The organism is Parabacteroides sp. AD58 (assembly GCF_023744375.2).
GTDB lineage: Bacteria > Bacteroidota > Bacteroidia > Bacteroidales > Tannerellaceae > Parabacteroides > Parabacteroides absconsus.
In genome coordinates this window covers 3,522,379-3,535,283 of record NZ_CP146284.1, presented here as the reverse complement: position 1 = coordinate 3,535,283, position 12,905 = coordinate 3,522,379, and the positions used below count along the sequence as shown (strand labels likewise).

The window sequence follows — 12,905 nt, the reverse complement described above, 5'->3', positions numbered from 1 at the left end:
AAAGACATGTTTATCCGGATATATTTTAAGAGGTAAAGGTAAGGTTTGTTTCGTATTTAACCAAGGATGGTTGTTTTTTTATATGTACGGATTAAGGAAATAAAGAGAACTTTGTGCCCAAAATTTAAAAGACAAGCATATGAACACCTATACATTCAGACGTTACTGTTTATTTGCAATCGCATTGTTCGTTAATGCCTTCGGTATCGCATTAATCACGAAAGCCTTATTAGGCACATCTCCCATTACGAGTGTTACGTACGTATTAAGTATGTTTACGCCCCTGACAATCGGTCAGTGGACAATTGCCCTTAATTTACTTTTCGTCGTATTGGAACTTCCGTTAATGACCCGAAGCGAACTGAAGGACGACCTTCGCATGTTTCTCCTCCAAATACCGATATCACTCTGTTTCGGTACATTTATCGACTTGGGAATGTATATATTATTCTGGGTTGAACCTGTATGGTACATCAGTCACATCATTTACCTGCTCATCGGATGTTTTATCTTGGCGGCGGGCATCGCTCTTGAAGTGAAGGCAGATATAGCCATGATGGCTGGAGAATATTTCGTACGCGTCATCTCCAAACGGTTCCACAAAGAATTCGGTTACGTCAAATTAGGGTTTGATATTTCTCTGGTCTGCATAGCCTGTTTATTATCCCTTATTTTCTTGTCCGGGATTTACGGCGTACGCGAAGGAACTGTCATTGCAGCATTGGTAGTTGGCCCTATTGTCCATTTCATCAGTCCTTATTACCAATATTTTGACAAATGGATTAATGCACCACAAGCCACAACGATACCAACTTCGAAAACGGAACATGTTATCATTACAATTGCACGTGAATTCGGAAGCGGTGGGCATATTTTAGGCGAAATGATCGCCAAAGATTTAGGTATTAAATTGTACGACAAGGAATTCATCCATCTGGTAGCTCAGAAAAGCGGAATCAATGAATCCTATATTGTCCGAAACGAGCAGTCAATTCCGTCATTCTGGTTAAAATGTATTCTGGCCAAAAGCAGTGAGCAGTCGCTCGAACGCAGCCTGTCATCAGACGATGTCCTGTTCGTTGCCGAAAGTAAGATCATTCAGGAACTGGCAGAAAAAGAATCTTGCGTGATCGTTGGCCGTTGTGCCGATTTTGTATTAAAAGACAATCCACATGTAATTAAAGTATTCTGCTATTCCGACCTTGAGAGCGCCCGTAAGCGTTGTGCACAAGAATATGGTATTCCACTGGAAAAGACAGAGAATGAAATCAAGCGGATCAACCGGAACCGAATTGCCCACTATGAATATTATACCGGAGAAAAATGGGGTGAACCGCATCATTACAACCTGATGATCAACACCGGCGATATTGCACTTCCTGTTGCCTGTGAGCTGATCAAAGGTATTTACCAGAATAAACTAAAGGAATTATAATTCCATTCTTTTTCTGTTATCTGTAATTTGGGTTATTCGTTCCGTAATTCAGAAACAAGAGGGGAATCATAAATTCCGTATTTTTGTTTCCAGAATAACAGCATTAATTTATACAAAATAAAGATGAAAAAGATTCTGATTTTATCTTCCAGTCCTCGAAAAGGCGGTAATTCAGATACACTTTGTGACGAATTCCTTCAAGGGGCTTTGGCTAGTGGGAACGAAGTAGAAAAGATTTTCTTACGCGACAAGATTATCCATCCTTGCCAAGGATGTAGTGTTTGCAGCCAGTATCACAAGCCTTGTCCTCAAAAGGATGATGCAGCCGAAATCATTCAGAAGATGTTGGCTGCTGATGTAATCGTGATGGCTACTCCGGTTTACTTTTATGCCATGAGCGGACAAATGAAAATCATGATCGATCGTTGCTGTGGTCTTTATACAGAAATGAAGGATAAAGATTTCTATTTCATAGCAACGGCAGCAGAAGATGATCCAAAGATCATGGACCGCATTGTTGCCAACTTTCAGGGTTTTCTGGATTGTCTGGAAAATCCGACAATTAAAGGAACGATTTTCTGCGGAGGTGTTTGGCATGTAGGAGAAATCAAAGGCAAGGAAGCTATGAAAGAAGCTTATAATATGGGAGCACAAGTATAACTGAATAAATAAACTCTACTAAAAAGAACGAATATGACACTCGATGCTTTTCTAGAACATGTGGCACAACGCAAGCCGCTAGATATGTATACCCCTGGAGTTTTTCAGTTTCTCAATGAAATGAACGATGAGGCCCGGCGTATTACAGCCGAATTGAATAACGCATACCACAGCATGGATGAAATACGGGAGCTCTTTTCACAGCTTTCAGGAAAACCCGTCAATCCGACCTTACGTATTTTTCCACCGCTCTATACTGATTTCGGGAAAAATATCCAAGTAGGGAAAAATGTATTCATCAATGGTGGATGTCACTTCCAAGACCAAGGCGGTATTACATTGGGCGACGACTGTCTGATAGGCCATAATGTTGTCTTTGCCACGCTCAACCATTTCATAGAACCATCTGAACGAGCTTCCTTACAGCCAGCTCCAATCGTATTAGGGAAAAAAGTCTGGGTAGGTTCGAGTTCAACCATCCTGCAAGGCGTTACCATCGGCGACAACGCTATTATTGCAGCTGGCTCTGTTGTCACCAAAGATGTTCCGGCCAATACCATTGTAGGCGGTGTTCCCGCACGTCTCATCCGCTACATCACTCCGAAAGAAGCATAACAGGCGTTTATCCTACTATTTGATCTGTATTCTTTTCAGGCAGGCACTCAGAATAATAACTCGAATGCCTGTCTGAAATGGTTATCAGTATGATCTGAATTCCTTAGGCGTACAACCAACCGACTTCTTGAACAGCCGGGTAAGATGCTGAGGTTGCTGAAAGCCCAGCCGATAAGAAATTTCACTGATCGTCAGGTCTAATCTCATTATTTCTTCTTTAGCAACACTCAATATTTTATTCTGAATGTATTCCTGAGCAGTCCGTCCGGTTTCCTTCTTAATCAGGTCTCCAAAATAATTCGGCGACAGATGGAATTTATCCGCAAAATACTTAACCGTAGGCAAACCGGATATTTGAGGTTGATTTCCTTGATAATAAGCATCCAGCTGTTCTTCAAATTTGCCTAAAATATCCCGGTAAACAAAAGAACGGGTATCAAACTGGCGGTCATAAAAACGCATACAGTAATCTAACAGCAGTTCTATATTTTTACAGATCAAATGCTTGCTATGCTTATCTATCGGACGGCCTAACTCCGATTTTATCTTAGCCAGACAATCCTGGAAAATTCCTTTTTCCTCATCCGACAGATGAAGCGCCTCGTTCGAAGCATACGAAAAGAAGGAATAACGCTTGATCTCTTTGCCCAAACTTCCTCCCCGGATAAAATCAGGATGAAAAAGCAAACCTACTGACTTGGGCGGAGTCGGCTCCGCCATGACTACTTCAACGATCTGTCCGGGAGCGAAACTGGTAACTGTCCCTTCCTGATAATCATAAGGCTGTTTTCCATAACGCAAATCTCCACATTTCGTCTGCTTCAGAAACAGCGCATATACACCATAATTGATGGTGAAATGTGTAGGGACGCGTGTCGCTTTTGATAAATCGACAACAGCAATCTGCGGATGTAGAGTTTCCAGTCCATATAACTGATTATACTGATCAATCGAGTCGAGTTTAATAATATCTTGCATACAGTAGAGTTTAATTATTACAAAAGTAATCATTTAAATGTAATCCGTTTTACTTTTTTCCTACATTTGTGGATATGAATAACTACGATGCATCACCACTTTTTCAGTCTAATCTGCCTGACGAGACGTTGCTTTCACGCCTGAAAGAAGGTGATGAAAAAGCTTTTACAGCTATATACATAAGATACAACAAAATGCTTTATATATTAGCTTATAAGTATCTGAAGGATTCTTTCCGGGCGGAAGATATTGTTCAGCAAGTTTTCCTCAAATTGTGGGAAGCGCGTTCCTTATTTGCCGGAGCAATCAACTTGCGTAATTATCTGTACACGTCTGCCAAGAATCTTATCTTAAACGAAATAAGAGATAATTTTTCTGACATGGAAAAGAATTATGCAGTCATCCAAAATACACCGGAATTCGAAGATAAACTGCAAAGTGCACTGGAAGAAAAAGATCTGTTCCAACATTTCTATAAGATTCTGGCAGAATTGCCCGAGCAGAAACGGAAAGTATGTCTCCTGAAGATTCGGGATAATCTGTCAAATCAAGAAGTGGCTGACAAGCTGCACATCTCTGTGCCGACCGTTAAATCGCATTATTCGCAAGCAATCAAATTGCTACGGGATAAAATGGGACGTTTGCTTGGTATTCTTCTGTTGGTTTGTAAATGTTTGAGTTCATAGAGTATAATATAAAGATGGATAAACTTAAAAACTCTAAACAAACGGATTTACCCTCATTCCAAATCATGAATTGTGTGTCTATTATAAAAGAAGATGAGTACAATGAAAACACCGGATATATCAACCATCGAGAAAGTGCTCGATAATGAAGCTACGGCGGAAGAAGCCAAATGGGTCGTTGGCTGGTTCAAGACTGAAGAAGGCATGAAATGGCTTTCTGAACGGATGGATAAAGACGAACGGCAAATCCAGTTAGGGGAAGAACAGGAATGGGTTAATCATGAAATTCCTTCGGCCGTCATGTATCAGCGCATTAACCAGCAACTGCGCCGGCAAACCATACGCCGCTGGATATTTCGCGCCGCGGCTATATTAATACCTATTACCTTATTTATAGGCTTGTTCGTCAATGTCAATAACCAGATTGACTTATTGGCTTCGCACGAAATGGAAGAGATTGTCGTACCGAGAGGTGAAAAGATGCGGGTAATCTTCCAAGACGGCAGCAGTGTTTACCTGAATGCGAACAGTAGAATTCGTTTCCCCAAGAAATTCACCTATAAGAACCGGGAAGTAGAATTAGACGGAGAAGGCTTGTTTGAAGTAGCATCCAACAAGAATCGTCCTTTTACGGTTGTTCTCGACCGGATGAAAGTAAAGGTGCTGGGTACTGAATTTAATGTGAAAGCCTATACGGAAGATCAGGATATTTCGGTCGCGCTCAATCACGGACGGGTAGAATTATCGTCGGGCGACTTCCGCCCCTTCGAATTGAGTCCCGGAGAAAAAGCCATCTACGATCGAACTTCGCGCTTGTGTAAGATTGTTCGTCCTCAAGATATTGCTGAGAGTTCTGCCTGGACAACCGATCGGATCATCTTTGAGCAGACTCCGATGAAAGATGCCATCCAGACTTTGTCCCGAATTTATGATGTGACATTCAGCATAGACGACAAGAAAGCGTTGAATTACACCTATACGATCAAAACCCGTCAGACAAATATCCTGACTACTTTGCGGGAATTGGAAAAGATTTCCCCCGTTCAATTCCATTATGACAGAGATACGATTCGGGTGAATATAAGAAAGTAGCTGGCTGCACGCAACCAACTACTTTTTATTATCGTGAACAAACGTATCAATAAACACCTACCTCATCGACAAACAGGAAGGCTTTCTTTCCTGCTCCCGGATGCCATGATGGCAATACCGGCGTGCATTTCCCGATGATACGTACAAAACGGGCTTTTGTCTGATCGAAACTGAGTTCATCCAAATTCGTTACATTATTCTTACTTCCTTTTTCCAATTCAGGAATAGACTTCGAAGCTATTTTCCGATATGTTTTTCCATCAGAGGAGACATTAACTTCAAGGCCTATCAGACCGAAGATGTAATCACCCGGCACCAGACAGGTGCTGACTGACACCGAAGAGATTTCTTTTTCTTCTCCCAAATCAACAACCACATCCAAATCGCTTCCATAGATACCGATATAACGGCCCGAACGATAATTCCCGTCGCCCTTCAATCCGTCCACCAAAAGCGAAGCTCCTTTATAAGTATAAGCATCGTCCGGCTTCGAGTTCAAATGAACCGGGCGCATGGTGGCTAAGTTATATTGCAACGATTCTTCCACCACTTGACTTTCCCGACCGTTACGGATAGCCTTGGCTTTAACGGTTGGCGTCTGACCGTCTATCGTAAACGGTTCCTGATAACGCGAAGATGTTTCCGTCGGTTCTGTTCCATCCGTTGTATAATAAACCGGAGCGTTATCGAATGTCGAGAGTGTTACGACCGCTTTACCGTCATCGCATGCCGGATTGATATCCATCGTTACGTCTTCAATATCTTCCTTATAATGATATCCATTCAACGTATACAAATCCAACTGGTGACGAAGCCGCTTCAAGAATCCGTCCAAGTCTTTTTCCGGACGGCTCCATTGCAACTCACTCAAGGCAGCAATACGAGGCATCATCTGCCATTCCATCTTCGTACTGTCTTTCGTCCATTCCGTCCAGATACAACCTTGTACGCCGATGATACGGTCTTTTTCTTCGGGAGTCAAGGCTTCATTGACCGGTTCAAAGTTATACACCCGTGCCACGCTGGTAACTCCTGTCAGCCGGTTATATCCCGGATTACTGAAATACAAGTGACTGATCGGACAAACGATTGTCTGAAAACCAGATTGTGCCGAGCGAACGCTGGCCTTCACGCCGGTCCATGCCATCACAGTCGTGCTTTTAGCCGGATCACCATCCAGAATCTCATCCCATGCCAGCATCTTCCGTCCCCGTTTGAGAATTTCTTTTTCCACTTCGCCCATGAAATAAGCCTGAAGCTGGTTCTCTTTCGAATGTTCCGGCGTATCCTTCAATCCTAATTCCTTAATCTTTGCCTGGCATTTCGGACATTTCTTCCATTCCACCTTCGGGCATTCATCACCTCCGATATGAATATAAGGGGATGGGAAGATATCCATAATTTCATTGATGACGTCTTTGGCAAACTGCAATGTCTCCTCATTACCGCCACACAAGACTTCACTAAAGATACCAAACTTGGTAGCCGTTTCATACGGACCACCCGTACAACCCAACTCCGGATAGGAAGCCAGAGCCGCCAGCATGTGCCCCGGCATATCAATTTCCGGTATCACCGTAATAAAACGGTCGGCAGCATATTGTACAATTTCCTTGGCTTCTTCCTGCGTATAATATCCACTCACCGGAACGCCGTCGTATTTGTCGGATCCCGGAGCCGTAATTGTTTCCTTCCGATGCGAACCAATCTCTGTCAGTTTCGGGTATTTCTTGATCTCGATACGCCAGCCCTGGTCTTCCGTCAGGTGCCAATGGAAATAATTGATATTGTGCATAGCCAGCATATCAATGATTTCCTTCAGATAATCTACCGAGAAAAAGTGACGTCCGACATCTACCATAAACCCGCGGTATCCGAAACGCGGATAATCCTTAACCGTTCCTGCCGGAACAGCTCCCAACGTCTTTCCGTCTGTTATCGGAAGCGCCTTGTAAATTGTCTGGATACCATAGAAAACTCCAGCTTCAGTCGCCCCTTTCACGGTAATTCCATCTGCCGAGACCTGCAGCTCGTATCCGTCTTTTTGAGGAGAAACCGATGCATCAACCTGCAATGCGATCGTATTTTTTCCACCATTTACAGCCACCTTCACGTTTGTTCCCGTCACTTCCCGGATATAAGAAGCCAGAAAATAGGCTGTCCGCTCCAGCTTTTCATTGCCTTCGGGATAACTGATCACGGTAGATGAATTGATTACAAAAGGAGCCGCCTCGGGAGTTTCCATTATTTCCTGCGGCAAAGGGATTACTTGCCAGCTCCCTACATTGATATCTTTGGGCGAACAGGCCGCCAGCCCACCCACAAATAAGATGGCAGCAAACCATCTTGTCCACATCGTTTTTTTCATACGTATAATTTTAGTTGTGTTCGAATCTTATTTGATTGCAGGCATCTCCGGAAGGCTATTAATCACCGGGAAGGCAAGTAATTCAGAAATTCTACTTGCTCTTTTTCCATCCTGTTTGTACAAATGTAGCTTATTTCGGCATATAAAAACGTATCTTACCTGAAAATTTCATGAAAAGGGTGCACAAGAATCACTTCTGGTGCACCCAACACAAATATACTACAAATACACACACAACCCCTTCTCACCTATAGAAAAGAAATATTTCATCTCTTTTTCCTGGCGAGAATCCGTATTTACTTTATTCATTCCAAACTCTCGTGTATAATTCTGTATATAAATAAAAACGTTTCAAATCCATTCAAGACGTTATTACTGCCATCTATCAGACAAACCGTCACAATATCTTAAATATTAACGTCGTTTTGTCATATTTCTTTTTCTAACATATCCAATAAAAGATCTAAATCCTTTTCTATTGCATCTATCTTATCGGATATGGGGTCAAAAGTATGATGTACCAGATCGACTTCACTTTCTGTCTCTTTCTCTGACAAATCCGGACTGCATTTTGCATGTTCATCTTCGTCGGCACCTTTCAAATAATCACTTGCCGTAGCCATAACAAATTTCAGCTAAAAGATATGGCATGTTATTTGTAAAAACATAAAGGAACACGGAAAGAGACGGATGAGAAACCGGGAGGAGACAAAATCCCGTCACGAATAATCAAAAACGGAAGTTGGAAAACGACGGAGACACAAGACTCCTCTTTAAAACTCGTTGCTTTCATGATGTTCGGTATAACCAACTCTGTCCCCTCGGAGCTGCATTTATATATAGAGTGAAGCGTGGGAACTTTGGTATTACCGCTCAGAAGTATCCCCATACTCAACAACATAATACACAAAGCCCCACGCCTATATTTTTATCTATGATTAACATACATGCGAATATAGCCCGTGGAGCGTCATTTGTATTATCCAGTTGTTGTCTTGAAATTGGGGATTTCCTGAACTTGGATAATGCCTTAACGCTTAACAGTTATCCTTCCTACATAGAAAAGACTTACACAAATGTAGAAATTTTTCCGGAAACTTTCAAATGATGCCCTCAATTTTGTCTATAAATTTTGCAAAGTGGTCGTTTCAGAGCCTATTTCCTTTATTTAATTCACGCGTCTTCCGCCGATCAAACATAACTCTGTCGCCATACATTCCATAAGGATTTACATACATTTCCTACTACCCAATAATCCAAATCCCGTTAGAAAGTAATTGTTTAACATCCGTCGAAAAGCTTTTCCATATATGTGCTAAAGCTTTTTGACAAATATGGTAAAGCTTTTCGACGAATGTGGTAAAGCCATTTTGTAGGGAGGGTTATACTACAAAGTAGTAAAAACAGACCTCACAAAAACGTTTTATCATAAACAAAAACTTTTTTCAAAAAAAACAGTTTCTTACTCATCCTTTTTCCTGCGTCGCGTGTCTATTAAGAAAAAAAGATATATATTTAATTGTTTAACCTGTAAATAATACAAGCCATATGAGTGGATAATTAAAAACATAAAAATAGCCGAAAAGCTCCTACCCTTTCCGGCTACAATTAAAGACATAAAAAAACAAAGTTTTCAACACATCATTAATCTGTACAAAGATATGGAAGAAAAACACAAGGCTTCCATCGCTGGAAGTTATTTATTATTAACGAATAAAATACCTGGATCCATGAAACTAACAGCATTATCGTTAATGCTTTCGATTTCAGCTTTCGCAGCCAATGCGGATGCCCAGCAGGTTTCTGTAACGGTCAACAACGCAAAAGTCAAAACTGTATTAAACAGCATTGCTGACCAAACAGGGCTCAGCCTGGCCTATAGCGCACAAGTTGTCGATCTGAATCGCAAAGTATCCCTCAACTTCGTCAACACCGAAGTGAGCGAAGTATTAAATGCCATGTTCGGCAACACAGCCATCGGCTATGAAATCAAAGATGGCAAGATATATCTTTTCAAAGCCGCTGAAAGAACAACAACATCAATAAACCAACAGAAACGAATCATCACCGGAACAGTAGTTGATCCCAACGGAGAAGCCGTCATCGGAGCAAATGTCGTTGTCAAAGGTACCACCAACGGAACTATCACCGACATGGACGGTAAATTCTCTTTGGAAGTACCGGAGGGAGCGATGCTCTTGGTCTCTTATATTGGTTATGGCGATTATGAAACTAAAGTGGGTAATCAGTCCAATCTATCCATCACCTTGAAAGAAGATTCTCAGGCTTTGGATGAATTAGTAGTTGTTGGATATGGTACAATGAAAAAGAAAGATTTAACTGGTGCTGTCGGAGCAGTAAAAGGAGACGATTTGGCAGCCAGAAGAACAACCCAATTATCCACAGCCTTACAAGGAGCAACTTCGGGTGTATTAGTAACACGTGACAACAGTGCTCCAGGAGCAACAGCATCAATCAAAATTCGTGGTGTAACAACAATCGGAGAAACAAGTCCACTTGTTATCGTAGACGGCGTTCCTGGTGATATCAATCAAGTAAATCCTGAGGACGTAGAAAACATGTCTATATTGAAAGATGCAGCATCTGCCTCTATTTATGGTTCACGAGCTGCAGCTGGCGTTATCGTTATCACAACTAAACGTGCAAAAACAAACGATTTATCTCTTAACTACAACTTTGAATATGGGTGGGAAATGCCTACAAAATTACCAGAGTATGTAGGAGCACAACGTTTCTTGGAAATGGTAAATGAAACACGTTATAATGATAACAACTCAGGAGGATGGTACCAGACTTATTCAGAAGATCAAGTTAACAATTGGTTAAAATATCACGAAACTGATCCTGATGCATACCCAGTGGAAGATTGGCAAGATGCATTTTTATACAGTTCAGCTCCTCGCCAAACTCATTCTATCAATATAGCCGGGGGAAGCAAAGTTGTAAAAACAAAAGCTTCATTTCGATATGACCAAACTGACGGTTTATACATAAACCGCAACTATGAACGCTTTATGTTAAGAGTAAACAATGACATACAAATTAACAAATGGATGGAAGCCCATTTAGACGTTAACTTCAGTCGTGCAAAATCAGAAGAGCCTCATAGAAATCCTATGGAATTAGCACTTCGTGCCACTCCGCCCATTTATGCTATCCGATGGACAAATGGAATGTGGGGAGATGTAAAAGACGGAGAAAACCCACTAGCCATGATTACAGACGGAGGAACAAAAACAACATGGAATAATCGGATTGGTGGTAAAGCTGCTATTGATATCACTCCAATAAAAGGTTTGAAAATATCAGGTGTTATAGCACCAACATATAATTTTGATAAGATTAAAAGTTTTGTAAAACAAGTTCCTTACACATATGCCAATGATCCTAATACAGTTAAAGGATATATGGCAGCATTCAGTACGACTAAATTAACAGAATACAGAAACGACTACTATGATGTAACAACCCAATTCTTTGCTAACTACAATAAAACTTTTGGGAAACATGATCTTTCTGTCATGATTGGTTACGAAGACTATTATGCATTTTGGGAAAACTTGAATGCTTCACGAGACCAATATGAATTAACTGGTTATCCGTACCTAGATATTGGTCCAGAAACATATAGAGACAATAGTGGTAATGCAGAAGAATATGCATATCGTTCTTTATTTGGCCGCGTAACTTACAATTACGACAATCGTTACTTGCTACAAGCAAATTTCCGTCGTGATGGATCTTCTCGCTTTGCACCAGAAAGTAGATGGGCCAACTTCCCTTCTTTTTCTGCTGGTTGGATACTAAGTGAAGAACAATTCATGAAAAATTTAAACTGGAACTGGTTATCCTATTTGAAGTTGAGAGGATCTTGGGGAACACTTGGTAATGAACGAATTACAGATATAAATAATAACGATAAACAAAATTATTATCCATATCAGTCTGCCTTAAATTTCAATTCGGCTTTATTATATAAAGGAGGTGTTGTCACATCTGTATCAACTGCTGCCCAACAATATTATGCAGTAAGAAATATTTCTTGGGAAACAACTGAAACATGGGATATTGGTCTGGATGCAAACTTCTTAAATAGTCGTCTATATTTTGCATTTGATTACTATAAGAAGAATACACGTGATATGTTAATTGCTCTTGAAATTCCTAAATTTATCGGATACGACAATCCTTTTGTTAATACAGGTAAGATGCAAACCAAAGGATATGATTTAGAAATTGGATGGAGAGATCACATAGGAGATTTTAGCTACTCAGTTTCAGCAAATTTATCTGACTTCGTTTCTAAAATGGGAGACTTAGGAGGTACAGAATTCCTAGGCGATCAAGTAAAGATGGAAGGTAGTGAGTTCAATGAATGGTATGGATATGTAAGCGATGGATTATTCCAAACTCAAGAAGAAGTTGATAATTCTCCTAAGTTAAATAATAATGTAACAGTAGGTGATATCAAATACGTGGATATATCTGGTCCCGATGGGGTTCCTGATGGGAAAATATCCTCTGAATATGACAGAGTTTTACTAGGTGGATCTCTTCCTCGTTATATGTATGGTATGAATCTATCGGCCTCTTATAAAGGCTTTGATATCTCCATGATGCTGCAAGGTGTAGGTAAGCAAAATGCACGTATCAACAGGGAAATGGTTGAAGGGTTAAAAGATAACTGGACTGGATTTCCGGCTATTCTTGAAGGTAATTACTGGAGCGTAAATAATACAGAAGAAGAGAATCTGAATGCAAAATATCCACGCCTGACTCGCACCAATGTTGAAGCCAATATGGCTATGTCTGACTTCTGGTTATTCAATGGTAGATATTTACGAATGAAAAGTTTGACCGTTGGTTACACATTACCATCTGCTTTAACGAAAAAAATCAGTATGGAAACTGTTCGATTTTATGTATCAGGTAATGATTTGTTCTGTATAAGCAATTATCCTTATGGATGGGATCCAGAAGTTAGTGTAACAGGTTATCCAATTACGATGTCTGTATTGTTAGGTGTTTCTGTTAATTTTTAAATGATCAA

At 40.7% G+C, this 12,905-nt stretch carries 9 protein-coding genes; 6 read left to right on the top strand and 3 right to left on the bottom strand.

Annotation, left to right across the window (positions count from 1 at the left end):
• Positions 1-139 precede the first annotated feature (139 nt).
• The 3 genes from NEE14_RS14955 to NEE14_RS14945 all read left to right on the top strand — a co-directional run bounded on the left by NEE14_RS14955 (position 140) and on the right by NEE14_RS14945 (position 2,710).
• Positions 140-1,435, top strand: a complete 1,296-nt coding sequence (locus tag NEE14_RS14955) for a cytidylate kinase family protein (RefSeq protein WP_251967465.1) — start codon at positions 140-142, stop codon at positions 1,433-1,435.
• Between the two features lie 123 nt (positions 1,436-1,558).
• Positions 1,559-2,095, top strand: a complete 537-nt coding sequence (locus NEE14_RS14950) for a flavodoxin family protein (protein WP_251967466.1) — start codon at positions 1,559-1,561, stop codon at positions 2,093-2,095.
• A gap of 33 nt (positions 2,096-2,128) precedes the next feature.
• The gene (locus tag NEE14_RS14945; protein ID WP_251967467.1) at positions 2,129-2,710 is read left to right on the top strand and encodes a sugar O-acetyltransferase; all 582 of its coding nucleotides are present in this window, start codon (positions 2,129-2,131) and stop codon (positions 2,708-2,710) included.
• A gap of 84 nt (positions 2,711-2,794) precedes the next feature.
• Here the strand turns inward: NEE14_RS14945 and NEE14_RS14940 are convergent, their stop codons facing one another.
• Entirely contained in the window at positions 2,795-3,688 is an 894-nt protein-coding gene (locus NEE14_RS14940) for a helix-turn-helix domain-containing protein (protein ID WP_251967468.1), read from the bottom strand.
• 74 nt (positions 3,689-3,762) lie between these two features.
• Here NEE14_RS14940 and NEE14_RS14935 point away from each other — a divergent pair, with 74 nt between their 5' ends.
• Positions 3,763-4,374 carry an RNA polymerase sigma factor gene (locus NEE14_RS14935; protein WP_251967469.1) on the top strand — a complete coding sequence of 204 codons (612 nt, stop codon included), beginning with the start codon at positions 3,763-3,765 and terminating at the stop codon, positions 4,372-4,374.
• 93 nt (positions 4,375-4,467) lie between these two features.
• The gene (locus NEE14_RS14930) at positions 4,468-5,466 is read left to right on the top strand and encodes a FecR family protein (protein ID WP_251967470.1); all 999 of its coding nucleotides are present in this window, start codon (positions 4,468-4,470) and stop codon (positions 5,464-5,466) included.
• A 46-nt stretch (positions 5,467-5,512) separates the two neighbouring features.
• Here the strand turns inward: NEE14_RS14930 and NEE14_RS14925 are convergent, their stop codons facing one another.
• On the bottom strand, positions 5,513-7,834 hold the full coding sequence (locus NEE14_RS14925; RefSeq protein WP_251967471.1) for a family 20 glycosylhydrolase: 2,322 nt from the start codon (positions 7,832-7,834) through the stop codon (positions 5,513-5,515).
• Between the two features lie 428 nt (positions 7,835-8,262).
• The gene (locus tag NEE14_RS14920) at positions 8,263-8,457 is read right to left on the bottom strand and encodes a hypothetical protein (RefSeq protein WP_251967472.1); all 195 of its coding nucleotides are present in this window, start codon (positions 8,455-8,457) and stop codon (positions 8,263-8,265) included.
• 1,107 nt (positions 8,458-9,564) lie between these two features.
• Between NEE14_RS14920 and NEE14_RS14915 the strand changes: the two genes are divergently transcribed.
• Positions 9,565-12,897, top strand: a complete 3,333-nt coding sequence (locus NEE14_RS14915; RefSeq protein WP_422394715.1) for a TonB-dependent receptor — start codon at positions 9,565-9,567, stop codon at positions 12,895-12,897.
• The last annotated feature ends 8 nt before the right edge of the window (positions 12,898-12,905 follow it).